We start from the raw sequence: 21,930 nt of genomic DNA on the forward strand, positions 1-21,930 counted from the left end.
CTTCGCACCAAGGTGTTTCACGAACCTGATGACCGAGGGTTGAGCCCAACAGACTCAACAACCGGTGCGCGGGCCGCGGTATTCCGGTCTTTTCGCCCCGTTCGCCCGCAGCGAAACCGCGCCGATCCGGCCTCCGCGGGCCGCACAGCCGGGGCCGGTACGCTGGCCCACGTGAGCGCTGCAGACGACCGACCGAATCCCGCCTCCCTGACCGTGCTGCGGATCTCCGCGGCCGTGACCGCGCTCGGCGCGCTGGCCCAGGCCGGCCTGGGCCTGGCGATGGTGATGGGCACCCGCGGGATCCTCTCGGCCCACTCCGGGATCGCCTACCTGACGATGGCCGCCGCGGTGGTCGCCGGTGTCGCGGCCGGGCTCTGGTCCCGCCGCGGTGGCAACACCGGGATGATGATGCACGCGCTGACCGTCGCGGTGCTCGCGGTGCTGCAGTTCGGCCTCGGCGAGATGGGCATGCGGACCGTGCACATCGCCATCGGCGTGGCGTTCCTGGTCGCCGCGGTCGCGCTGGCCACGCTCGCCTACCGCAAGCCCTACGCCGCCAGCCCGGAGGGTGCGCTGAACGAGTCGACCCATCACCACGAGGGCTGATCGGTCACATCGGTGACGGAGGAGCAATACCGGTCGCCGGCGCGCCGGCTGCTGACGGTGATCAAGGAGATCGCCATCGTGCTGATCGGCGCGATGCTGGTCTCGGCACTGCTGCGGGCATTCGTGTTCGAACCGTTCACCATCCCCTCGGGGTCGATGGAGAACACCATGCAGGTGAACGACAAGGTGGTCGCCCAGAAGCTCACCGGTTTCAAGCGCGGTGATGTGATCGTCTTCCGCGACCCCGGCGAATGGGTGCCCGGTCAGCGGTCCCAGCGCACCGACCTGCTCGGTCGCGGACTGGAGTTCATCGGCGTACTGCCCAACTCCAGCGACGACTTCCTGACCAAGCGGGTGATCGGTACGCCCGGGGACAAGGTGAAGTGCTGCGACGCCCAGGGCCGGGTGAGTGTCAACGACCAGCCGCTCGAGGAGGACTACCTCTACAGCGACAACAACGGTCGGGTGCTGCCCTCCGAGCAGCCCTTCGAGGTGGTCGTGCCGCGCGGGCGGGTGTTCGTGCTCGGTGACCACCGCAACGCCTCCGCCGACTCCCGCTGCCATCTCCAGGACCCGGCGGCCTCCGGCGGGCCGCCCGGTGAGGATGCCTTCGTGCCGGAGGAGAACATCGTCGGCCCGGTCGGGCTGATCGTCGCTCCTTTTGAACGCTGGCAGCAATTCCGGACACCGAGCGCCTTCGAACGGGTGCCCGCCCCGCAGGCCGAGGCACCAGCGGCGGCGAAGATCGTCACCAGTTATCGCTGCTGAACCGACTCACCGTCAGCGCTGGTGGCGTGCATCGGCGGCGCGCGCCAGATGCTCGGCCAGCAGGGCCGCGGCCGGTGCCAGTTCCCGCCGGCTCGGCGCCAGCAGCTCGATGCTGCGGGCCGGGACCTGATCGGCGGCCGGCAGCGGCAGGGTACGCAGGTCATGGGCGACCCGCTCCACCGCCAGACTGGGCGTCATCGCGATCCCGATCCCGGCGGCCACCATCGCCGCCACCTCCTGGTAGTCGTGCGCCCGATAGGCGATCTCGGGGGTGAACCCGGCCCGCTGGCAGCTGCGCAGCAGGGCCTCCACCGACGGGTGGTCATCACCGCGGACGATCCAGTGCTGATCGGCCAGTTCGGCCAGCCGGAACCGGCTGCGGTGCCAGCTGTCCGGGACCAGCAGCACCGTGTTGTCGGTCATCAGCCGACGCACCGGCACCACCCAGTCGGCCGCGTCGGTCCATTCGTAGCTCCACATCAGGGCCAGATCGAGCTCACCCGAGCGCAGCATGCTGAGCAGTTCGGTACGCAGCGCGGAGCGCACCTGCACGGTGATCCCCGGGCGCTCCCGGCGCAGCGTGACCAGCGCATCGGACAGCAGCGAGGCGCTGGCGGTCGGGAAGGAACCGAGCCGGACCGTGCCGGTCTCCAGCGAGCGCAGCGCGGCCAGCTCGGCATCCGCCTCCCGCAGCTCCCGGCGTACCGCCGCGGCCCGGGCCACCAGCAGCTCACCGGCTTCGGTCAGCTTCACCCCACGCGGCAACCGGACCAGCAATGGCTGCCCCGCCTGGCGCTCCAGCCGGGAGACCCGCTGGGAGGCCGCCGAGACGGTGATCGCCGACCGCTCCGCACCCGCGGTGATCGAACCGGTCTCGGCGATGTCCAGCAACAGCAACAGCGAGACCACGTCCATCCGATGCTCCCCTTCCACGTCGGCTGAGCGAGCGCAGCGAGTCGAAGCCACGCCTTCACTCATCCTAAAGCCAATCGAAGCAAACTTAAATTGTGCTCAACCCGGGATCTTCCTACCGTTCTTGATGAGGCCACGGCGTACCCCGCCTGACCGGAGAACCGAGGAGACCAGAGATGTTCGTGAACGCGACCCTGATGCGCGGTGGCACCAGCAAGTGCTGGGTGCTGGACGCCCGGGAACTGCCGTCCGACCGGGACGTGCTGGGACGCCTGCTGGTGGAGATGTTCGGCGGCCGCGACCCGGCCCAGCTGGACGGTGTCGGCGGTGGTACGCCGGTGACCTCCAAGGCGGCGATCGTCGGGCCGAGCGCGACCGTCGAGGGTCAGCTGGACTACCTCTTCGCCCAGGTCGGCGTCGGTACCGGCACCGTCGAGTGGCAGAGCAACTGCGGCAACTGCGCCAGCGGCGTCGCGCTCTGGGCGCTGGCCCACGGACTGGTCACCACGACCGGTGGGGCTAGCACGATGACGATCCGCAACGTCAACACCGGCACCATGTTCCACGCCGAGGTCGGCCAGGCCGACGCCGACTTCACCACCGGGCGGGCGATCGTGCCCGGCGTGCGCGGCACCGGCATCGACGTGCGGCTGAGCTTCGTCGACCCGCAGGGCGGCACCACCGGGGCGCTGCTGCCCACCGGGTCGGCGCGCACCGAACTGGCCGGCGTCCCGGCCAGCCTGATCGACGCGGGCGCCCCGGTCGCCCTGGTCCCCGCCGCGGCACTCGGACTGCCGGCCGCCGCCGGGGTCGCCGAGCTCACCGCCGCGGTACCGACCCTGCGGCAGCTGCGCCGCCGGGCCGCGCTGGCGATGGGGCTGGCCCGCGAGGGGGACCCGATCCGCGATTCGGTGCCCAAGATCGGGCTGGCCGGGCCGCCGGTGGCCTACCGCACGCTGCTCGGCGAGGAACTCGGCCCGGGTGACTACGACCTCTCGGTGCGGATGCTGTCGATGACCGCACCGCACCCCTCGATCGGCCTCACCTCCGCGGTCGCACTCGCCTTCCTGGCCCGCACCCCCGGCTCGATCCTCGACACCTGGCTCGACCCGGAGACCGACGCCCCGCTGCGGATCGGCACCCTCTCCGGGGTGCTGAGCTGCCGGCTCAGCCGGCTGGACGGGCACCTCGAGGTGACCCTCGACCGGGCCGCCCGGGTGCTCGCCGAAGCGAAGATCCCGCTCCGTGACGGCGTACTCGCGGCCTGACCGACTCACGTAGATTTCGAAGCAGAGCTTTAGGAGAAGACAATGACGTCTGCTGTGATCATCGCGCTCGCGGTGCTGGTGGCGATCTTCGTGATCGCGACGATCTTCGAGATCAACATCGGCATCCTCGGCTTCATCGGCGCCTTCGGCGTCGGCACCCTGGTGCTGCAACAGTCCGAGAAACAGATCCTGGAACACTTCCCGGCAAGCATCGTGCTGACCATCGTCGGGGTCACCTACTTCTTCGCGGTGGCCAGACGCAACGGCACGGTCGAGGTGATCGTCGCCCGGCTGCTGAGCTGGTTCGGGCACCGGACGGCGCTGCTGCCCTGGGCGTTCTTCCTCACCGCCGCCGGGCTCACCTCGATCGGCACCTTCTCCCCCGCCGCGGTCGCCCTGCTGGCTCCGGCCGCGATGCCGGCGGCCCGCCGGGCCGGGATCAACCCGCTGGTGATGGGCGTACTGATCATCAACGGTGCACACGCCGGCGGCTTCTCACCGCTGTCGGTGTCGGGGGTGCTGGTCGGCAACCTGGCCGTCAAACAGGGCCTGCAGTTCAGCGCGCTCTTCCTGTTCGCCGCCTCGTTCGTCGCGAACCTGGTGATCTCGATGATCGTCGTGCTGGTCGATCTGCTGGTACGCCGCCGGCGGGTGGTCGAGCAGGTCTCCACCCGCACCCCGGCGACCGCCACCACGGGCGGGTCGTCCCGCGCCGGTTCGGTGGCCACCCTGGAGGGCCCGGCCGACTCCGGCAACGCCCACACCGACGACGCCCCCGCGGTCGCGCCGCGGGCCAACCGGATCCAGAAGTTCACGCTGCTGGTGCTGGCGGTGATGGTCGTCTCGGTGGTGGCGCTGAACGCCCCGATCGGTTTCGTCGCGCTGGCCGCCGGCGCCCTGCTGGGTGGCTTCGACCTCTCCAACCAGCGCGCCTGCATCGCCGACATCAGCTGGTCGACGGTGCTGCTGGTGGCCGGGATGATGACCTACATCGCGCTGCTGGAGTCCGAGGGGATCATCGGTCAGCTGTCGAATGCGGCGCTGAGCGTGGGCAGCCCGGCGCTGGTCGCGCTGCTGCTGTGCGCGGTGATGGCCATCACCTCCGCGTTCGCCTCCTCGACCGCACTGCTCACCGCCCTGGTCCCGCTGGCCGCACCGCTGCTGGCCACCGGCGGGGTGAGCAGCATGGGGATGATCTCCGCGCTGTCGGTATCGGCGACCGTGGTCGATGTCAGCCCGTTCTCCACCAACGGCGCCCTGATCATCGCCTCCGCCGACACCGCGCTGCGGCAGAAGCTCTACCGCCAGCTGCTGGGATACGCCGCCCTGGTGGTGATCTTCGCCCCGATCGCGCTCTGGGCGGTGCTGGTCTAGAGCTCGTCGAGCAGCGCCTGCAGCTCGTCCACCGCACGCTGCCGCTCGGTGATCTCGTCGGCGGCACGGTTCGCCGCCTCGGTCGTCTCCGCGGCCGAGGCGGCGAGCCGTTTCCGCTGCTGTGCGAGCGCGGCGGCCTCGGCCTCGGCCGCGCTGAGCTGCGTGCGCAGCGCGTCGATCGCCGCGGCCAGTTCGCGCGCCCGGTTCTCGGCCTGCTCCGCTTCGGCGTACGCCTCATCCCGGGCCTGTTCGGCCCGCTCGGCCGCCTGCCGGGCATCGCTGAGGCGTACCTCGGCACCACCCAGCTCCCGCTCCAGCCGGCGGACCGTCTCGGTGTCCGGCCCGGTGGCCGGCTGCTCGGTCTTCCGGTTCGCGGCCCGCTCGGCGTGCGGCCGCAGCGGGATCACCGGGGCGAGCGGTGTGGACTTGTCCGTTAGGTGGCGGCGTTCTGTTTTCGCTCTATGTCGCTAGTTCCCGATAACGAGGATGCTTGCTGCTGCTTCCACGACGTCGTCGGTGATGGTTTCGAGCTGGTTGATCTTGAGGACGCGGGTGATCTGGGGGAATAGCCGTTCGAGGAGACGGAAGTTGCCTCGGGTGATGCGCTCTACTGCGGCAATTGCCTGGGCATCGGTGAAGTCATCCGGGTCGAGGGTCCGGCCGAGCCGTTTCCAATGTCGGTCCAGAACAAAGAGGAGCTCGTCTCTGCCAAGGGCGCGGTATCGGTGGGAGAAGCCGAGCCTGCTGTATAGCGGGGGGTAGTGCCGGAATCGTTGGTCTATGCCGGGCATGCCGATGAGGATCATGGGCAGGTGGGTTCGGTCGTGGTTATCACGGAGGAGTTCAAGGGCTGTCGCGTTGAGCCGTTCGGCTTCATCGATGATGAGCAGCTCCACGAGTGTGGTGACTCTGTTCATTGAGCGTGGTGCGGCATCGAGTTTGTGCAGGTGTTCGTCAATGCACGAGCCGATTCTCACCTGGTACCGGTGTATGTCCTCCATGAGGGTCTTGGGACGGCAGAGAACGTCCGGGGTGTAGAAGACGGCCCGGGAGCGGTTAGCGAATGCGTAGTGCTTCTCGTCCTGGTCGCCGCGTGGTCCCCACTCGGTGATGTAGGGCTCAAGGTCATCCCAGTTTGCGTAGCGGCGCGCGGAGAGTGTTTTACCCACTCCGGCGTCCCCGTGGCAGATCCCTATTGTTCGTTCTTTTCGGACTGCGTTGGCGAACTCGTTGAAGCGTCGGTGTTCCTTGGTGACGATGAAGGTGGGGTTCATCATTAGTCCTCTTCGTAGGTGCGAAGTCGGCGCCGCCGCCGTACTGGTTCAGTGATGTGCGGTTCTTCACGGCTGGTGATTGTTGGAATGCGGTCGTTGATGGTGCGGCGCAGTTCTCTGCGGCGCGCTCTGCGTGCAGCCTCGATGTCCCGCAGACTTAGACGAAGGTTGGGGTGGTCTTCATCGACTGCGACGCAAACGAAGGTGTTGTGGTCGTAGACGCGGATTTCGGAGATGTCCCGAGGGTCGTAGCGGATGGTGACGGTTTGCCCTACGAAGGGCGCCAGCGTGGGTGAGAGGTAGCGCTGGCCTTGAAAGTGGATGCCGTCGCGTTGCACGGTCCGGCTCTTCGGAACTGTCAGGAGGAGTCCGTCGAGGTTTTCCAGACTTTCCGGCATCCTGGGCAGCCAGCCGTCGCCGACCCAAGCATCCCGTGGTGAGGTACCGATCTCACTGTGGGGCCGGTCGTTGTAGACGGCGACGAAGCCTCCGATGGCGCGATCGAGTCCGGGGAGATCGAGTGCGGGCTGTGGTTTTCTGCTCCCCGGCCCCAGATGTCCGGGGAGGGTGGGAAGAACTTCGGTGTTAATGGTCCCGAAGAACCGCTCGATTTTTCCCCGGCCCTGCGGCCGGGCGATGGTCGAGTGGATGATGCGGATGTGCAGCTCGATGGCAGTGTGTTCAAGGTGGTGGCTCGTGAAGTCGGAGCCGTGGTCCACGTGCAGGATGTCGGGCAGTCCGCACATTGCCCAGCTGGGATCACTCTTGCGCCAAATGGCCTGCCGGAGGGCAAGGGCTGTGTTGAGCGCTGATGGTGCACCTGTGAAGACGGTGTAGCCACAGAGCGCCCGGGAGTAATCGTCCATCACTGTCGTCAGCCAGGGCCGATCAGGTTTCCCGTTGGCGCCGTTGATGAGGATATCCAGTTGGGTGTGGTCCGCTTGCCAGATCTGGTTTGGGCGCTCGGCGCGGCGGCGAAGGACAAGTTCATGTCGGTCCCTATACGATGCGGGACCTTCGAGAGCCAGAGTCACCAGGGCGGGGTCCAGTGCCTGGACGATTCCGCGGACAACGGAGTAACTCGGCGCCTGGGCGCCTCGTCCGCCCGCTTCGGCCGCCGCAAGTCGGTGCAGCGTTGCCATGCTCGGGCGGGGCTTCGTCAGTGCAAGTCCCTCGATAAACCTAACCAATCCGGGGTCTATGCGCCGCGTGCCGGCATCGGCGCGCGGTCCCAAGTCGAGAGCACTCGCACCACCAGCCCGGTAGAACCGAAGCCAACGTTGAAGAGTGCGGGTGCTGATCCCGGTTTCACGGGCGAGGGCGGCAAGCGGGATCTGGTCCTCGACGTGAAGTCGAAGGACTTTCCAGCGCTCATCGCCGTTCAGGATTACCTACGTTCTGGTGCTCTCGCGGGCGGCGAGGGCTTGCTGGTGGCGGTAAAGAGTCGCACGGCTCCATCCAACGAGACGGGCGGCGTCTTCCGCGGTGCGTCCCTTCGCCCGGGCGTCCTGCGCGATCGCGAGCTTGTCCGCAATGACAATTGGATCCGTCAGTGGCCGGCCAAATCGCGTTCCGTTCTGCCTGGCAGCGGCGATGCCGGCATTAACCCGCTCGACGATCAGCTCGCGCTCATACTCGGCCAACGTGGCAAGCATGTTCAGCATCAACCGGCCCGTCGAGGTCGCCGGGTCGATACCGTCTGAGATGGATCGGACCTGGACGCCGCGTTCGCGCAGCAGGTTCACGGTGTTCAACACGTCGATCAGTGACCGGCCCAGCCGATCGACCCGCCACACAACGACGGTGTCGCCCTCCTCGGCGTACTCGAGGAGCCTCTTCATCCCGGGCCGTTCGATCGCCGTCTTGCTTCCCGAGGTTACGTCGGCGAAGACGTCGCGCTTTTGCACGCCGGCGGAGACGAGTGCGTCGAGCTGCAGCTGGGCATCCTGGTTCGAAGTACTCACCCGCGTGTAGCCCAATTGCCTCATTAGGCCATTCTGGCTCAAAAAGTCCCTTACGGGCCCCCACTGAGACGATTTACTGTGAGACGTGTTTGCAAGACAAGGAGGTGCCCGGCTTTCTCAGCCGGCCGCCAACCCCTCCTCAGGTCCGGAACAGTGTCTTGAAAAGCTTTTGATTTCCGAGACACCTATGGGAGCACCTGCACCAGGGTGGGTCCACATCATCAGGGGCGGCTCTACAGCCTGGCGTAGGCCCAGCCGTCCCATTGACGCCGGGCCAGGTGGGCGATGGCTGCCGGCACCGTGCCAACGCCGGGCGCGAGGTCTTTGTCTTCCATGCCGGCTGAGCGCATGCTGTTGCCGCAGGCAAGGATGCCTATGTCCAGCTGACCGGCGTTGGTGATGGCTTCGGTGGCGGGAGTGCCGTGGGCAAGGAGTGTGACGCCGGGGCCCTGGACGACCACTTCAATGCCCGCTCCCTGGCCGAGCGCGGCACGGGCGTTGGCGGCGCTGCGCAGGACGCCGGCCAAGGCAGCCTCCTCGAGCGGGCCGGCTGAGTGGATGAGCAGGCCGGGTGCTGCCTGCCCAGTCTCTGGAACCGTCGTTTCGTCGGACACTCTACTTCGCCGCGTCGTCCAGCTCGGCGAGGGCTTTCCGGAGGCGTGTACCGGCGTCGTCGGCTACTTCTTTGACTGCCGGGGCGGCGCTGAGCTGGACCATGGTCTGCGGGTCGATGGCTTCCACCGTGGTCACCTGTGCGTCTTTATTCCGGCGCACCACGACGTTGCAGGGCAGGAGAGCACCGATTTCGGGTTCGGCGGCGAGGGCGCGGCTGGCCAGGGCGGGGTTGCAGGCGCCGAGAATGACGTAGTCTCCCACGGCCTCCGCCGCGTCAGTGCCGAGCTTGGCTTCGAAGGTGGAGCGGACGTTGATTTCCGTGAGGATCCCGAACCCCTGGACTGACAGGGCGTCCCGGGTGCGGTCCAGGGCCTCGGCCCAGGGAAGGTCAACGGCTGCGGTGAGTGTGTACGTCATGGTTCTCCTTTGGACTGCTCGGCAGCTGGTCTGGTCAGGCGAGGGAGAGGAAGAGCTTCTCCAGGTCTTTCTTGTCCATCGTTGCATCCTGCTGGACGATGCACTGCTCAAGGCCCGTGGCGATGATCGCGAAGCCTGCCCGGTCCAGCGCCTTCGATACGGCGGCGAGCTGGGTGACGACGTCCTTGCAGTCGCGGCCTTCTTCAAGCATGCGGGTGACGGCGGACAGCTGTCCCTGGGCGCGCTTGAGTCGGTTGATGACGGGGGTCAGTTCTGAGGGATTGAGTTCCACGGGTTTCTCCAACTATCGATAACGTCCCTCAATCTTATACCCCCTAGGGTGTTTTGACTACCCCCGGGGGTATCTGTAATACTCGGTGGGGTATCCACCCGACCCCTTCCGAGAGGCCAACCATGACTCCCCCTTCCACGGCACCGACCGTTACCGCACTCGCCCCTGAAACTCTCCAGTCCTGGTTCACAGAGCATCAGGATCTTGTGGTGATCGATGTCCGCTCCGCCGCGGAGTTCGAGTCCATGCACATCCGCGGCTCCTACAACGTGCCGCTGCCGCTTTTGTCCGAGCACACTGACGAGCTCGCAGCCCGCCTGGGTTCCCGTGTGGTTCTGGTCTGCCAGTCCGGCGTGCGCGCCGAGCAGGCCCGCCAGCGCCTGGCCAAGGCCGGAATCGACACCGCCTACGTCCTCACGGGCGGGGCGCCTGGTTTCGCCGCTGCCGGCGGGGACGTCGTCAAGGGTAAGGACCGCTGGGACCTTGAGCGGCAGGTCCGCCTCGTGGCCGGCTCCCTGGTGGTCCTGGGCCTGGCGGGGGGCAGGTTCGTCTCTCCGAAGATCCGCACTCTTGCCGGGGTCATCGGGACCGGCCTGACGTTCTCGGCCGCGACCAACACCTGCGCCATGGGCCAGGCCCTCTCGGCCATGCCGTGGAACAAGGCCGCCAAGGAGCCCACCCGCGAAAGCGCCATCCTGCAGCTTCCCCTGCAGACGGCTGAGGACGCCGCGGCATGATTCCGGCCCTGGTTCTGGGGCTCGTCGTCGGCATTGTCCTGGGTGTTGTGGGCGGCGGCGGGTCCATCATCGCCGTTCCGGCCCTGGTGTACGGGGTGGGCATGACCCCGGCGCAAGCGATTCCCACGTCGCTGCTGGTAGTGGGCGTATCCTCGCTTGCCGCCCTGCTGCCCAGGGTCCGCGATGGCCTGAACTGGCCCGTAATCGCACTGGTCGGGGCTGCCGGGATTCCGGCAGCCTGGGCCGGCGCGGCCGTGGGCAAACTGCTGGACCCGAACATCCTGATGCTGGCTTTCGCCGTGATCATGGTGGCCGCGGGCATCCGGATGCTCAGCAAGCCCCGCGAAACCGAAGGTTCCTGCAGCACCGGACCGAACCGTGCATTCCGGTCCTGCGCCCCGAAGGCCGTGGGGGTGGGCCTGCTCGTCGGGTTCCTCACCGGGCTCCTCGGAGTAGGCGGCGGCTTCCTCATCACCCCCGCACTGACCATCTTCCTGGGCCTGCGCATGAAGCAGGCCGTTGGAACCTCTTTGGCGATCATCGTGGTCAATTCCGCCGCAGGGTTCGGCGCCCACGCTGCCGGATACACCATCGACTGGGCCACCACCCTGGCATTCGCCATCCCGGCCATCCTGGGATCCGTCCTCGCCGCACGGTTTGCCCGCCACCTGAAGGACAAACACATCCGCATCTCATTCGCGGTACTCATCTTCGCCGTCGCGGCGTGGGTCACCGCCGGCACCATCACCGCCTGACCCATCCATAGAGGAGAACACCATGGGACTGATCGACGCCCTCAAGAAGGCCTTCAGCAAGCCCTACAAGACCATCTCCGTAGCCCAGGCCAAGGACCTCCTGGGCTCCGGGGCCACGCTCATCGACGTCAGGTCAGCCCAGGAATGGCGGACCGGCCGGGCGCCTCAGGCCAAGCATGTCCCCTTGGACCGGCTGCAGTCCAGCACCGCCGGCATCCAAAAAACCCGTCCCGTGATAACCGTCTGCGCCTCCGGCGTCCGGTCCGCCTCGGCAGCCCGGCTCCTCGCCGCCATGGGGTACGACGCCTACTCGGTGCGCGGCGGCATGGCCGCCTGGCGCCAGGCCGGCGAACCCGTCCGCTGAACAACCGCTCCGCATCCGCAACAGCCCGACACCAGTTCGAAGGAGAAACACCATGGCTGAAATCACCATCACCGAAGCCGAACAGCGCCGCTCCACCGCCCGGATCCTCGACGTCCGCGAGGACTTCGAAGTCGCCGAAGGCATGATCCCCGGCGCCCTGCACATCCCCATGGGCCAGCTGCAGGCCCGCCTGGGCGAACTGGACCCGGCCGTGCCCGTCATCGCGGTCTGCCGCAGCGGCAACCGCAGCGCCGCCGTCGCCGACGCCCTCAACGGCGCCGGCTACACCGCGGACACCATGGCCGGCGGCATGGCTGCCTGGACCCGCGCCGGACTCCCCACCACCTAGGCACCCACTGCAGGGCACCCACCCCACCCGCCCGAAAGGACACAACAGATCATGGCAACCATCGACATCACCGACCAATCATTCGCCCAGACCCTGGAGGACAACGACATCGTCTTCGTCGACTTCTGGGCAGCCTGGTGCGGCCCCTGCCGCATGTTCGCCCCCACTTACGGTGCCGCCGCCGAGCGCCACCCGGACATCACCTTCGCCAAGGTGGACACCGAAGCCGAACAGGCCCTTTCCGCCGCAGCGAACATCACCTCCATCCCCACCCTCATGGCCTTCAAGGACAAAAGGCTGGTTTTCTCCCAGCCCGGAGCGCTCAACGCCACCGGCCTGGAGGAGGTCATCCAGGCCGTCAAAAACCTGGACATGAACAAACTCCAGCCTTCCGAAAACCACCAGCAGGCCTAGCACGCGTACCGTTTGCCCGGCGCACATCCCTCATTGCGACATCCCCCCCGGGGTATTACACTTTAATCAATCCCCCAAGACACCCACTCCATGAAGGAGAACACCAGATGCTTATCGAGCGCATTTACGATGAAGACCTCGCCCAGGCCAGCTACCTGATCGGCTGCCAGGCCAACGGCACAGCCATTGTCGTTGACGGCCGCCGCGACATCGCCGTCTACCAGGACCTGGCTGAGAAGAACGGCATGAAGATCGTCGCCGTCACCGAAACCCACATCCACGCCGACTACCTCTCCGGCACCCGCGAGCTGGCCGCCGCCACCGGCGCGAAGATCTACGTCTCCGGTGAGGGCGGACCGGACTGGCAGTACGAATTCGACGGCGAACGCCTCTACGACGGCGACAAGATCACCATCGGCAACATCACCATCCAAGCCGTGCACACCCCGGGCCACACCCCCGAGCACCTGTCTTTCCTGGTCACCGACGGTGCGTTCAGCGACCAGCCCGGCTACCTGCTCTCGGGTGACTTCGTCTTCTCCGGCGACCTCGGCCGCCCGGATCTTCTGGACGAGGCAGCTGGCGGAATCGATACCCGCTTCGAAGGCGCCAAGCAGCTCTTCGCCAGCCTGCGGGACAAGTTCCTGACCCTGCCGGACTACGTCCAGGTCCACCCGGCTCACGGCGCCGGCAGCGCCTGCGGCAAGGCCCTCGGTGCCATCCCGTCCTCCACCGTGGGTTACGAGCGGCTCTACTCCTGGTGGGGCCCCTACCTCGCCGCCAACGACGAGCAGGGCTTCATCGACGAACTCCTCGACGGCCAGCCCGACGCGCACGCCTACTTCGGCCGGATGAAGCGCGAGAACCGTGAAGGCCCCGCCGTCATGGGAGAACGCGCTCCCCTCGAGGAACTGGACACCGCTGACGTCGCAAAGGACCTGGCGGCGGACAAAGCCACGTTCATCGATACCCGCCCCAACAGCGAGGTCCATGAAGGCACGGTAGCCCGTTCCCTGAACGTGCCGGCCGGGAAGTCCGTGGCCAGCTACGGCGCCTGGGTAGTGAACCCCGAGACCGACAAGAACCCGCTGGTACTGCTCGCGGCAGACCAGGAACAGGCCATGGACATGTGGGACCACCTGGTACGGGTCGGCATCGATAACGTCGCTGGTTACGTCACCAGCATCGAAGGGCTCCCCATGACTACGCCGAAGCTGATCCAGCCAGAAGAGCTGCAGGGTTTTGACGCCGCTATGGTCGTGGACGTTCGCAACCGCAGCGAACACATCGCCGGGAACATCCCCGGCTCGTACCAGCTCAGCGGTGGCCGTGTCATGTGGCACCTGGACAAGCTTCCCGCCGAGGGCACCATCGTGACCTATTGCCAGTCCGGCGTGCGGAACTCCGTAGCGGCCAGCGCCCTGCGGCGGGCCGGGTACGACGTCGTCGAACTCGACGGCAGCTACGCCGCCTGGGACGCCTTCCAGCAGACCCGACAGAACGCCGTCTCAGCAACGTAAACCCCTAAGACCGCCCGGACGCGTTCCCCCACGCGTCCGGGCACCTTTATGTCCGGCAAGAAAGCGAGCACACCGGAATGGCCAGAACAAAGGCGGGAAGGACCCTCGACTCCGCCGGTCTCGCTCTGGGCCTGCGACAGAACCTGGCGCAGTTCATGCTGCTGGTGACAGTGAACGCCCTGGTGGGCGGGACGCTGGGCCAGGAGCGCACCGTGCTTCCGCTGCTGGCAGAGCAGGTCTTCCACTTGGACCTGTACACAAGCGCGCTGACGTACATCCTCGCCTTCGGACTGTCCAAAGCCGCCACCAACTACTTCGCCGGAACCCTCTCAGACCGGTACGGCCGCAAACCCGTCATCGTCGCGGGCTGGCTGGTAGCGATCCCTGTTCCGCTCATGCTCATCTTCGGCCCGTCGTGGGGATGGATCGTCGCGGCGAACGTATTCCTCGGCATTAGCCAAGGTCTAACCTGGTCCACGGCCGTGATCATGAAGATGGACCTGACCGGTCCGAAACAGCGCGGTCTCGCCATGGGTCTGAACGAAGCAGCAGGGTACCTCGGCGTAGCCGTCACTGCCCTGGCGACCGGGTATATCGCCTCCGCATACGGGCTCCGGCCCGGCCCGTTCCTCCTCGGAGCCGCCTACATCGCCCTCGGGTTAGGCCTGTCAGTTTTGACCGTTCGCGAGACCCACCACCATGCCAAGGCCGAAGCCTCCCAGCACGTCAGTACACACAACAGTGCCGACGCCGGCCTCACCACGGGCCAGATTTTCACCCTCACCAGCTTCAAAGACAGCTCACTCTCCGCAGCCAGCCAGGCAGGACTGGTGAACAACCTCAACGACGGCCTCGCCTGGGGACTCTTCCCGGTCCTCTTCGTCAGCTCCGGACTAAACCTGAACCAGGTAGGGATCCTGGCCGCCGCCTACCCCGCGGTCTGGGGCGCCGGGCAGCTCTTCACCGGTGCCGCTTCAGACCGATGGGGACGCAAATGGTTCATCGTGACCGGCATGATCGTCCAAGCCGCGGGACTCGCCATAGTCGCCGCCTCCCACAGTTTCGGGCCCTGGCTCATCGCCGCAGTCCTCCTCGGGCTCGGAACGGCCATGGTCTACCCCGCCCTCCTGGCCGCAATCGGCGACGTCGCCCACCCCGCTTGGCGGGCCCGCTCCGTCGGGATCTACCGGCTCTGGCGTGACGGCGGCTTCGCCGTAGGGGCACTCCTGTCGGGCCTCCTCGCAGACCTGTACGGGATTCCCGATGCCATTTCGACCGTCGCTGCACTCACCGCCGCTTCCGGCCTAGTCGTCGCCGTGCGCATGCGCGGCAACGACCACATAACCGGGTAAAAACTGGGCCGTGGCCCGACATGTCACCCCCGAATGACTCTTCCCGAACGGACTGCTGTCAGCGGTCAGCTGGTAGACAGTCACGACACATAGCGACAACAAAAAGCCGCCAAGCACCGCCAAAACCCACAGGCGAGCGGGGCGAACAGGTCGACCGGCCCGAAACCGGCCGCCCGGACGGTGGCCGCCATCGCACCGGCGGCGATCCGCTCCCCCAGCTCCGGGTCGGCGAGCGCCGCCTGCAGGGTCTCGGTCGCCTCGGCGAGGGCGCTCTGGGTCGGTTGCCAGCCATGCGCGGCGCCGAGCTCGGCCAACCGGGCCCCGGCAGTGCGCAGCAACCGGCCCCGCTCCGCGGTCAGCCGGCGCAGTGCCGCCGCATCGGAATCGCGATGCGCCGCAGCCAATTCCGCACCCAACTGCCGCACCTGCTGCACGAGTTCACCATCGTCGGCGGCCAGCAGATTCAGCAACCAACCGCCCCGGGTGGGTTTACGCAGCTTCTTGATCTGCGCGGCCACGGCCCGGTCATCGGATTGGGTCGCGGTCCGGGCAAGGGCGGTTCGCGTCGCGACGAAGTCGTCGAGATTTCCCGAATAGAGTGCGCGGACCGCGTCCGAATAGGGCTCCGGCAATGTGGGTTCGGCCATTGCCGGCTCAGTTCACCGGGCCCGGCCGATCACTTGTGGGCGCGCTCGTAGGCCTCGCGGACCTCCGCCGGCACCCGGCCGCGGGCGGACACGTCGAAGCCGTTCTCGGCAGCCCAGGCACGGATCTCGCTGGCCGACCCGCGCTGCGGCCTGGCACCGGTGCGCCGACGACCCGCGACCCGGCGGGCGTTGCCGACCCAGGGCGCGAACGCATTGCGCAGCTTGGTGGCATTCTTCTCGGAAAGGTCGATCTCGTACTCCACGCCGTCGACCGCGAAACGGATGGTCTCATCGGCAACCGAACCGTCGACGTCGTCCTCGAACACGACCTGGACTCGCTGCGCCATTGTGGCCCTCACTGATTCTTTGATTAGGGAAGAGGAAGATGATGTATACAGAAGCCTATTGCGGTGGTGTCATCGTCGCAACCTGACCACGACGAAATGAGAACATTGTTCGGGAATTGGTACGCAGAATGGCGGCAATCCGATTTCTGGCTGCGAAACCGACCGAAAACCCACTTCGACACCCCCAGCAGCCTGTGCCCCGATGCCCTGGCCGATCTGCTGACCCGCACCGTGGACCCGCCCCGGTGGGTCGTCGAGGTCGGCGCCGGTGACGGTGTGCTGCTGTCCGCACTCGGCCGGCGCCTTCCGGGTGCCGCGCGGCACGCCGTCGAGACCCGGCCGCTGGAACTGCCCGGGGTCCGCGGTTGGCAGTCGTTCTGGGACACCGGTGCCGAGGACTGGGACCCGGGCCTGGCGGACCTGCTCGCCGAACTGGTCGGTCCCGGCCTGCTCCTGGCGGTCGAATGGCTGGACGATCTGCCCTGCCCGGTGCTGGACGAGCTGACCGACCCCGCGACGCTGGCCCCCGCCGACCGGGACTGGCTGGCGCGCTGGTGGCCGCACGGTGCGGCCCGCGAGATCGGGCGGACCCGCGATCGCGCCTGGGCCTGGTGGGCCGAGCGACTGCCCGCGGGCAGCACGATGATCTGCCTCGACTACGGACACACCCGCAGCACCCGACCCGACACCGGCAGCTTCACCGGTTTCCGGGACGGGCGGTCGGTACGCCCCGAACCCGGGCACACCGCCGACACCAACTGGACCGCCGCGGTGGCGGTCGATTCGCTGGCCGCCGCGGTCGAGGCGACCGGGGCCCGCCGGCTGGAGCTGACCCGGCTGCGCGAGCTGGCCCGGCCCACCGAACCATCGACCGGGTTGGCCGGGTTGGCACTGCGCAGCCAGTACGCGGTGCTCGCCGACCCGGCCCGCTTCGGCGACTTCTGGTTGGTCGCCCACCACCTGCCAGAATGAGCGGGTGAGCCATCCCCAGCAGCGCGTCCTGATCGGAGCCCTGGCCGCCGGGGTACCGGTGGATGCGCACACCGTGCTGCTCGATCTGGGGGTCGACCACCCCACCCGCGCGGGGCTGCTGGAGCTGCGGCTGGAGACCGCCGACGGCGTGATCACCCGGGCCCGGATCGCACCGGGGGCGATGCATCGCGGGGTGGAGAAGCTGTTCGAGGTCCGCGATCCGCGTCAGATCCTGATGCTCGCCGACCGGCACGACTGGCAGGCCCCCTTCTTCGGGGAGCTGGCCGCGGTGCTCTGCTTCGAGGAGCTGCTGCGGTTGGAACCCGCCCCCCGGGCGACCTGGCTGCGCACCCTGCTCGCCGAGCACACCCGCGCCCTGAGCCACCTCGGCTTCCTCGGCTGGCCGGTCCGCGACGACCCCGCCCTGCTGGATCGCCTCCGCCGGGCGCGCGAGGCGCTGCGCGAGCAGACCCGGCGGTTGACCGGGAATCGGATCCATCCGATGGCGGCCCGGCTCGGCGGCCTGGCCTGCGACCCGGACGCGGACTGGCTGCGGGCCGAGGTGGCACTGACCGAGGAGCTGACCGCGCTGGCCCATGCGCTGGGCGACCGGTTCGCCGCGACCCGGCCCGGGGCGGGGGTGGCTCCGGTGAGCGCGGCCCAGGTGGATTCGTTCGGACTGTCGGGGCCGCTGGCCCGCGCCGGCGGCGTACCCCTCGATCTGCGGGTGGACGCGCCCTATCTGGCGTACGCCGAGCTGCGCGAGCTGCTCACCCCGGCCGCGATCCCCGGCGGCGGTGACGCGGCGGCCCGCTTCGCCCTGCTGGCCGCCGAACTGGAGCGCTCCGCGGCGCTGGTCGCCGCCTGTTGCGATGCGTTGCCGACCGGGCCGGTCGCGGTGAAGCTGCCGAAGATCGTGAAGCTCCCGGAGGGTTCGGCGTACACCCCGATCGAGGCGCCGCTGGGCCGCGCCGGCTTCCATCTGGTCTCCCGCGGCGGCAAGACGCCGTGGCGGATGAAGCTGCGCAGCCCCTCGTTCCATCACGTCGCCGCACTGGAGGAGATCCTGCTCGGCTGCCCGAGCGAGGAGGTGGAGGCCGCGCTGGCCTCGATCGGCTACGTCATCGGCGACGTGGCGAAGTAGCCACCCGCCGCCCGATCCGCGATCCATCGATCCCTGCGTACACCCCGCGCATCCCCCAGCATGCGACTGGTGCACGCACGGTTCGATGGATCGCAGCAGGGGGGCTCAGGCCTGCTTCTTGGCCTCGGTGCTCGGGGCCTCGGGGAAGGCGAGCTGCTGCAGATCGACGACCGTCGGATGGTTGCCGTCGGACCACAGATCCTCGGCGCTGGGCAACGCATCCCAGTCGGCGACGGCGGCGTGCCGCGGCATCGGCAGCACCTCGGCGGCGTCCTCGGTCTCGCGGAGGGCCTGCAGCTCGGCCTCCCGGGTGGCCAGGTCCCGGCCCAGCTGGGCGATCCGCTGGTCCCGCTCGGCCAGGCCGGCGGTCAGCGCGGCATGGTCGCCGCGCAGGGTCGACAGCTCGCCGCGCAGCGAACCGATGGTCGACTGCAGGGTGACGATCCGCTGATCGGCCTGCTCGTTGTGGGCGCTGAGCGCGGCGACCACCTCACTGCTCTGGCGGCGTTCGGCGGACAGCTGCTCGCGGTGCGCGCGCAGCTGGGCGACCTGTTCCCTGGCGTGGTCGGCGCGGGCCTGCTTCAGCTCGGCCCAGGCGAAGCGGACCGCGAACAGGGCGGCCAGCACGGCGATCACGACGCCGACGCGGGCGACCCAGACGGGGCCGAAGGCCGCGGCCAGCGCCAGCAGGGTGCCCACGCCGAGCACGACCTGGGTGACCCGGTGCAGGGAGGACACTTCTCGGCCGCGACGGCCCGGCTGCTGCTTGGTGCTCACAGCCCGGATTCTATTGCCCAGAACCGCTCCCGGACAGCCGCAACGCGCCCGTCGGTGAGTCTTCACCCACTGTTTGACCGGGCCTTTTGTGCGGGCCTGATCGTTCAGGCCTCGCGGGCCGCCTCGTCCTCACCCTCGGGCGGATCCGGTACCCGGCAGGCGCGTTCCAGCCACAATCCGGCGGCCCCGATGGCGACCCCGGCCACCGCGGCGACCAACCCGCGTACCAGCCGCTGCTGCGGCCCCTCCGCGTCCAGATGGCCGATCGCGAGCAGCGCGAAGACCAGGTACCCGCCGGCGATCGCCGCTCCCCCGATCCCGGAGGCCTTGCCGAAGGCGAGGAAGGTGACCGCCCGTTCCGGCTCGATCCGCTCGCGGCGCACCTGGATCCGCCGCCAGGTGGTCCAGGCCAGCCCGGCCACCAGGGCGGCCACGAACCAGAGCACCAACGGGCCGACCCACGGCAGCTGCGGCGGCTGCCCGGCAGCCGCTTCGATGCTGCGGACCAGCAACCAGCCGGCCACCCCGCCCACCAGGGCGGCGATGGCGAGGTCCCGCGGGCGGGTCAGTCCCATGCCCGGCTGATCGGCCAAGCTCAGTCCTCCAGTACCAGGTCGTCGCGGCGGCGTACGCCGGAGGTGTCCAGGTCGGCGAGCAGGTCGGCGACCGCGCCGTGCCCGGGGATGCTGGCCCGCGGATCCACCTCGTGCCAGGGCACCAGCACGAACGCCCGCTCGTGGGCGCGCGGATGCGGCAGCCGCAGCGCCTTCTCGTCGATCTCGCGCTTGCCGACGATCAACAGGTCCACATCGAGGGTGCGCGGGCCGTCGACCTCTTCCCGGATCCGGCCGTAGGCGTCCTCGATCGCCAGCGCGCGTTCCAGCAGGGTGCGCGGCTGCAGGGTGGTCTCGGTGACCACCACCGCGTTCAGGAAGTCGGGGTTGTCCTCGGGTCCGCCGACGGCCGCGGTCTCATAGACCGCGGACACGTCGACCACCATCACATCGGGGGTGTTGCGCAGCCCCTCCAGGGCGCCCTGCAGATTCTCCAGGCGGTCGCCGAGATTGGAGCCCAGCGCGAACACGGCGGTGGACAGCGGGCGCATCCCGCTCAGGGTGTCGACGTCAACGGCAAAGGGGTGGGTCATCATCTGCTCCTGATCACGGTCACGGCGACATCGGTCACCGGAACCTCTACTGGGGCCTGGGGTTTGTGCACCGTGACCGCCACCTCGGTGACCCGGGGGTCCCGCAGGCAGGTGGTCGCGATACGGCCCGCCAGTGCTTCGATGGTATCGAGGGGGTCGTTGCTGATGTCCGCGTGCACGGCGTTCGCGAGTACGCCGTAGTCGACGGTGTCGGCGAGCGCATCGCTGGCCGCCACCGGGGCGAGATCGAGGGCCAGGGAGACATCGACGACGAACTGCTGACCGTCGCGGCGCTCGTGCTCAAAGACGCCGTGGTGGCCGAACCCGGTGATCCCGGTGAGGGTGATCCGGTCCATCGCTGCTCCTGACATCTCTGCTCCGGTTGACTTTCTCGAACCCGCAAGGGCCCCAACATAGTCCGCTCACCGAAACTCAGCGGAAACGATCGGCAACAAGAATTGCGTCGCGGTGCGCGCGCACCGAATGGGTGCGCACGGCCCAGATCCCGTGGGCGGCGAGCAGGGTGCTGATCGCCACCGAGGCGTCGTCTCGGCCCTTGGGCGGGCGCGGCCCGTCCTCGTCGGCGAGCAGCTGGCCGAGGAACCGTTTCCGGGAGACCCCGACCAGCAGCGGATGGCCGAGTTCGGCCAGCGCGTCGATGCGCCGGAGCAGCTGCCAGTTGTGCTCGCCGGTCTTGGCGAATCCGATGCCGGGGTCCAGCACCAGGCGCTCGGCGGCGATCCCGGCGGCCAGCGCGGCGCGGGCCCGGGCGGTCAGTTCACCGCGGACCTCGGCGACCACGTCGGTGTAGTGGGCGGCGTTCGCCATCTCGGCGGAGTGGGCACGCCAGTGCATGGCGACATAGGGGACGCCGAGGTCGGCGACGGTGGGCAGCATCGCCTCATCGGCCAGCCCGCCGGAGACGTCGTTGATCATCGCCGCACCCAGGCGTACGGTCTCCCGCGCGACCTCGGCCCGCATGGTGTCGACCGAGACCGGTACGCCGCTGGCGGCCAGTGCCTCGACGACCGGCAGCACCCGGCGCAGTTCCTCGGCCGGTTCGGTACGCCGCACCCCCGGCCGGGTGGATTCGCCGCCGACGTCGATCAGTTGGGCACCCTCGGCGGCCAGCGCCAGGCCGTGGTCGATGGCCCGCTGGTGGTCGAAGAAGTCGCCGCCGTCGGAGAAGGAGTCCGGGGTGACGTTGAGGATGCCCATCACCCGGGTCGGTGCCGGGGTGAACAGTTCGCCGCTCATCAGCGCCCGTCGATGATCAAGCTCATCGCCTCGGAGCGGGTGGTCTGGTCGCGGAGCTGGCCGCGGACCGCGCTGGTGACGGTCTTGGCCCCGGGTTTGCGCACCCCGCGCATCGTCATGCACAGGTGCTCGCACTCGATCACCACGATCACCCCGCGCGGGGAGAGGTGCTCGACCAGGGCGTCGGCGATCTGGGTGGTCAGCCGTTCCTGCACCTGGGGCCGCTTGGCGTAGACGTCGACCAGCCGGGCCAGCTTGCTCAGCCCGGTGATCCGCCCCTCGGCGGCGGGGATGTAGCCGACGTGGGCGACACCGGTGAACGGCACCAGGTGGTGCTCGCAGCAGCTCCACACCTCGATGTCGCGGACCAGCACCATCTCGTCGTGGGCGATGTCGAAGGTGGTGCCGAGCACGTCGGCCGGGTCCTGCCGCATCCCGGCGAACATCTCGGCGTACGCCCGGGCGACGCGATCGGGGGTGTCGCGCAACCCGTTCCGATCGGGATCCTCGCCGATGCCGAGCAGCAGCTCCCGGACGGCAGCACTGACTCGCTCATGATCAAAGGGGCGCATGGAGCGGAGCATAGCGGCCCCGGGCGGTACCCGCCGACGCGACAAATGACGGTTCGTTAGGCTCGGACGACCCGCAGGTGGATCAG

At 68.4% G+C, this 21,930-nt stretch carries 29 protein-coding genes; 13 read left to right on the forward strand and 16 right to left on the reverse strand.

Going from position 1 to position 21,930, the window contains the following annotated elements:
- Nucleotides 1–171 precede the first annotated feature (171 nt).
- A complete protein-coding gene (locus tag C8D81_RS20555; RefSeq protein ID WP_094357797.1) occupies nt 172–606 on the forward strand; it encodes a hypothetical protein in 435 nt (144 codons plus the stop codon).
- 12 nt (nt 607–618) lie between these two features.
- Entirely contained in the window at nt 619–1,374 is a 756-nt protein-coding gene (lepB, locus tag C8D81_RS20560) for a signal peptidase I (protein WP_229117727.1), read from the forward strand.
- Nucleotides 1,375–1,386: 12 nt separating this feature from the next.
- Here the strand turns inward: lepB and C8D81_RS20565 are convergent, their stop codons facing one another.
- The gene (locus C8D81_RS20565; RefSeq protein ID WP_094405043.1) at nt 1,387–2,289 is read right to left on the reverse strand and encodes a LysR family transcriptional regulator; all 903 of its coding nucleotides are present in this window, start codon (nt 2,287–2,289) and stop codon (nt 1,387–1,389) included.
- A gap of 173 nt (nt 2,290–2,462) precedes the next feature.
- Here C8D81_RS20565 and C8D81_RS20570 point away from each other — a divergent pair, with 173 nt between their 5' ends.
- Nucleotides 2,463–3,554 carry a PrpF domain-containing protein gene (locus C8D81_RS20570; protein ID WP_094405042.1) on the forward strand — a complete coding sequence of 364 codons (1,092 nt, stop codon included), beginning with the start codon at nt 2,463–2,465 and terminating at the stop codon, nt 3,552–3,554.
- 42 nt (nt 3,555–3,596) lie between these two features.
- Entirely contained in the window at nt 3,597–4,928 is a 1,332-nt protein-coding gene (locus C8D81_RS20575) for an SLC13 family permease (RefSeq protein ID WP_094405041.1), read from the forward strand.
- Here the strand turns inward: C8D81_RS20575 and C8D81_RS20580 are convergent.
- The 7 genes from C8D81_RS20580 to C8D81_RS20610 form a co-directional block, all read right to left on the reverse strand.
- Nucleotides 4,925–5,335, reverse strand: a complete 411-nt coding sequence (locus tag C8D81_RS20580) for a hypothetical protein (RefSeq protein ID WP_094405040.1) — start codon at nt 5,333–5,335, stop codon at nt 4,925–4,927. The genes C8D81_RS20575 and C8D81_RS20580 overlap by 4 nt on opposite strands.
- A 60-nt stretch (nt 5,336–5,395) precedes the next feature.
- Nucleotides 5,396–6,202: an AAA family ATPase gene (locus tag C8D81_RS20585; RefSeq protein WP_094405050.1), complete on the reverse strand. Its 807-nt coding sequence runs from the start codon at nt 6,200–6,202 to the stop codon at nt 5,396–5,398.
- Nucleotides 6,203–6,204: 2 nt separating this feature from the next.
- On the reverse strand, nt 6,205–7,590 hold the full coding sequence (locus C8D81_RS20590; RefSeq protein ID WP_324614837.1) for a Mu transposase C-terminal domain-containing protein: 1,386 nt from the start codon (nt 7,588–7,590) through the stop codon (nt 6,205–6,207).
- 3 nt (nt 7,591–7,593) lie between these two features.
- Nucleotides 7,594–8,190, reverse strand: coding sequence for a recombinase family protein (locus tag C8D81_RS20595; RefSeq protein WP_094405038.1), 597 nt, complete (start codon nt 8,188–8,190; stop codon nt 7,594–7,596).
- 209 nt (nt 8,191–8,399) lie between these two features.
- Complete coding sequence (locus tag C8D81_RS20600) at nt 8,400–8,693, reverse strand: DsrE family protein (RefSeq protein WP_133626706.1); 294 nt, start codon at nt 8,691–8,693, stop codon at nt 8,400–8,402.
- An 88-nt stretch (nt 8,694–8,781) separates the two neighbouring features.
- Nucleotides 8,782–9,198, reverse strand: coding sequence for a DUF302 domain-containing protein (locus tag C8D81_RS20605; protein ID WP_028707556.1), 417 nt, complete (start codon nt 9,196–9,198; stop codon nt 8,782–8,784).
- Nucleotides 9,199–9,232: 34 nt separating this feature from the next.
- Nucleotides 9,233–9,490, reverse strand: a complete 258-nt coding sequence (locus C8D81_RS20610) for a metal-sensitive transcriptional regulator (protein ID WP_028707555.1) — start codon at nt 9,488–9,490, stop codon at nt 9,233–9,235.
- A 122-nt stretch (nt 9,491–9,612) separates the two neighbouring features.
- Here C8D81_RS20610 and C8D81_RS20615 point away from each other — a divergent pair, with 122 nt between their 5' ends.
- From C8D81_RS20615 to C8D81_RS20645, 7 genes are all read left to right on the forward strand, one after another.
- Complete coding sequence (locus C8D81_RS20615) at nt 9,613–10,227, forward strand: rhodanese-like domain-containing protein (protein WP_133626707.1); 615 nt, start codon at nt 9,613–9,615, stop codon at nt 10,225–10,227.
- A complete protein-coding gene (locus tag C8D81_RS20620) occupies nt 10,224–10,982 on the forward strand; it encodes a sulfite exporter TauE/SafE family protein (protein ID WP_094405035.1) in 759 nt (252 codons plus the stop codon). Before C8D81_RS20615 ends, C8D81_RS20620 begins: the two co-directional genes overlap by 4 nt.
- A 22-nt stretch (nt 10,983–11,004) precedes the next feature.
- A complete protein-coding gene (locus C8D81_RS20625; protein WP_094405034.1) occupies nt 11,005–11,346 on the forward strand; it encodes a rhodanese-like domain-containing protein in 342 nt (113 codons plus the stop codon).
- Between the two features lie 52 nt (nt 11,347–11,398).
- Entirely contained in the window at nt 11,399–11,695 is a 297-nt protein-coding gene (locus C8D81_RS20630) for a rhodanese-like domain-containing protein (RefSeq protein ID WP_094405033.1), read from the forward strand.
- A gap of 51 nt (nt 11,696–11,746) precedes the next feature.
- A complete protein-coding gene (gene trxA, locus C8D81_RS20635) occupies nt 11,747–12,109 on the forward strand; it encodes a thioredoxin (RefSeq protein WP_094405032.1) in 363 nt (120 codons plus the stop codon).
- A 107-nt stretch (nt 12,110–12,216) separates the two neighbouring features.
- Entirely contained in the window at nt 12,217–13,629 is a 1,413-nt protein-coding gene (locus C8D81_RS20640) for an MBL fold metallo-hydrolase (RefSeq protein ID WP_094405031.1), read from the forward strand.
- A 77-nt stretch (nt 13,630–13,706) separates the two neighbouring features.
- On the forward strand, nt 13,707–14,981 hold the full coding sequence (locus C8D81_RS20645) for an MFS transporter (protein ID WP_094405030.1): 1,275 nt from the start codon (nt 13,707–13,709) through the stop codon (nt 14,979–14,981).
- A gap of 80 nt (nt 14,982–15,061) precedes the next feature.
- On the opposite strand, the gene C8D81_RS20650 is transcribed toward C8D81_RS20645, so the two are convergent.
- Both C8D81_RS20650 and C8D81_RS20655 read right to left on the reverse strand, forming a co-directional pair.
- Entirely contained in the window at nt 15,062–15,628 is a 567-nt protein-coding gene (locus C8D81_RS20650; RefSeq protein WP_094405029.1) for a hypothetical protein, read from the reverse strand.
- 29 nt (nt 15,629–15,657) lie between these two features.
- Complete coding sequence (locus C8D81_RS20655) at nt 15,658–15,975, reverse strand: histone-like nucleoid-structuring protein Lsr2 (protein WP_094357807.1); 318 nt, start codon at nt 15,973–15,975, stop codon at nt 15,658–15,660.
- A gap of 96 nt (nt 15,976–16,071) precedes the next feature.
- Between C8D81_RS20655 and C8D81_RS20660 the strand changes: the two genes are divergently transcribed.
- A complete protein-coding gene (locus C8D81_RS20660) occupies nt 16,072–16,947 on the forward strand; it encodes a hypothetical protein (protein ID WP_133626708.1) in 876 nt (291 codons plus the stop codon).
- A gap of 4 nt (nt 16,948–16,951) precedes the next feature.
- Complete coding sequence (locus C8D81_RS20665; RefSeq protein WP_094405027.1) at nt 16,952–18,091, forward strand: NADH-quinone oxidoreductase subunit D-related protein; 1,140 nt, start codon at nt 16,952–16,954, stop codon at nt 18,089–18,091.
- Between the two features lie 105 nt (nt 18,092–18,196).
- Here C8D81_RS20665 and C8D81_RS20670 read toward each other — a convergent pair whose 3' ends face one another.
- The 6 genes from C8D81_RS20670 to folE form a co-directional block, all read right to left on the reverse strand.
- Nucleotides 18,197–18,868 (reverse strand): hypothetical protein, encoded by a 672-nt coding sequence (locus tag C8D81_RS20670; protein ID WP_133626709.1) that lies wholly within the window; start codon nt 18,866–18,868, stop codon nt 18,197–18,199.
- Nucleotides 18,869–18,972: 104 nt separating this feature from the next.
- A complete protein-coding gene (locus C8D81_RS20675; protein ID WP_094357815.1) occupies nt 18,973–19,461 on the reverse strand; it encodes a DUF3180 domain-containing protein in 489 nt (162 codons plus the stop codon).
- Between the two features lie 2 nt (nt 19,462–19,463).
- A complete protein-coding gene (folK, locus tag C8D81_RS20680) occupies nt 19,464–20,015 on the reverse strand; it encodes a 2-amino-4-hydroxy-6-hydroxymethyldihydropteridine diphosphokinase (RefSeq protein WP_094357817.1) in 552 nt (183 codons plus the stop codon).
- A complete protein-coding gene (folB, locus tag C8D81_RS20685; RefSeq protein ID WP_208109434.1) occupies nt 20,015–20,371 on the reverse strand; it encodes a dihydroneopterin aldolase in 357 nt (118 codons plus the stop codon). Before folB ends, folK begins: the two co-directional genes overlap by 1 nt.
- Nucleotides 20,372–20,447: 76 nt before the next feature.
- The gene (gene folP / locus C8D81_RS20690; protein ID WP_229117723.1) at nt 20,448–21,272 is read right to left on the reverse strand and encodes a dihydropteroate synthase; all 825 of its coding nucleotides are present in this window, start codon (nt 21,270–21,272) and stop codon (nt 20,448–20,450) included.
- Nucleotides 21,272–21,844 carry a GTP cyclohydrolase I FolE gene (gene folE / locus C8D81_RS20695; protein ID WP_229117722.1) on the reverse strand — a complete coding sequence of 191 codons (573 nt, stop codon included), beginning with the start codon at nt 21,842–21,844 and terminating at the stop codon, nt 21,272–21,274. Before folE ends, folP begins: the two co-directional genes overlap by 1 nt.
- Between the last annotated feature and the right edge of the window lie 86 nt (nt 21,845–21,930).

This window comes from Enemella evansiae, assembly GCF_004362375.1.
Classification (GTDB): domain Bacteria; phylum Actinomycetota; class Actinomycetes; order Propionibacteriales; family Propionibacteriaceae; genus Enemella; species Enemella evansiae.

Coding starts and splice junctions, on each gene's coding strand:
- C8D81_RS20565 (WP_094405043.1), bottom strand. CDS start 2,289: ATGGACGTGGTCTCGCTGTTGCTGTTGCTGGACATCGCCGAGACCGGT.
- C8D81_RS20570 (WP_094405042.1), top strand. CDS start 2,463: ATGTTCGTGAACGCGACCCTGATGCGCGGTGGCACCAGCAAGTGCTGG.
- C8D81_RS20575 (WP_094405041.1), top strand. CDS start 3,597: ATGACGTCTGCTGTGATCATCGCGCTCGCGGTGCTGGTGGCGATCTTC.
- C8D81_RS20585 (WP_094405050.1), bottom strand. CDS start 6,202: ATGAACCCCACCTTCATCGTCACCAAGGAACACCGACGCTTCAACGAG.
- C8D81_RS20595 (WP_094405038.1), bottom strand. CDS start 8,190: ATGAGGCAATTGGGCTACACGCGGGTGAGTACTTCGAACCAGGATGCC.
- C8D81_RS20605 (WP_028707556.1), bottom strand. CDS start 9,198: ATGACGTACACACTCACCGCAGCCGTTGACCTTCCCTGGGCCGAGGCC.
- C8D81_RS20615 (WP_133626707.1), top strand. CDS start 9,613: ATGACTCCCCCTTCCACGGCACCGACCGTTACCGCACTCGCCCCTGAA.
- C8D81_RS20620 (WP_094405035.1), top strand. CDS start 10,224: ATGATTCCGGCCCTGGTTCTGGGGCTCGTCGTCGGCATTGTCCTGGGT.
- C8D81_RS20625 (WP_094405034.1), top strand. CDS start 11,005: ATGGGACTGATCGACGCCCTCAAGAAGGCCTTCAGCAAGCCCTACAAG.
- C8D81_RS20630 (WP_094405033.1), top strand. CDS start 11,399: ATGGCTGAAATCACCATCACCGAAGCCGAACAGCGCCGCTCCACCGCC.
- trxA (WP_094405032.1), top strand. CDS start 11,747: ATGGCAACCATCGACATCACCGACCAATCATTCGCCCAGACCCTGGAG.
- C8D81_RS20640 (WP_094405031.1), top strand. CDS start 12,217: ATGCTTATCGAGCGCATTTACGATGAAGACCTCGCCCAGGCCAGCTAC.
- C8D81_RS20645 (WP_094405030.1), top strand. CDS start 13,707: ATGGCCAGAACAAAGGCGGGAAGGACCCTCGACTCCGCCGGTCTCGCT.
- C8D81_RS20650 (WP_094405029.1), bottom strand. CDS start 15,628: ATGGCCGAACCCACATTGCCGGAGCCCTATTCGGACGCGGTCCGCGCA.
- C8D81_RS20655 (WP_094357807.1), bottom strand. CDS start 15,975: ATGGCGCAGCGAGTCCAGGTCGTGTTCGAGGACGACGTCGACGGTTCG.
- C8D81_RS20660 (WP_133626708.1), top strand. CDS start 16,072: ATGAGAACATTGTTCGGGAATTGGTACGCAGAATGGCGGCAATCCGAT.
- folK (WP_094357817.1), bottom strand. CDS start 20,015: ATGACCCACCCCTTTGCCGTTGACGTCGACACCCTGAGCGGGATGCGC.
- folB (WP_208109434.1), bottom strand. CDS start 20,371: ATGGACCGGATCACCCTCACCGGGATCACCGGGTTCGGCCACCACGGC.
- folP (WP_229117723.1), bottom strand. CDS start 21,272: ATGAGCGGCGAACTGTTCACCCCGGCACCGACCCGGGTGATGGGCATC.
- folE (WP_229117722.1), bottom strand. CDS start 21,844: ATGCGCCCCTTTGATCATGAGCGAGTCAGTGCTGCCGTCCGGGAGCTG.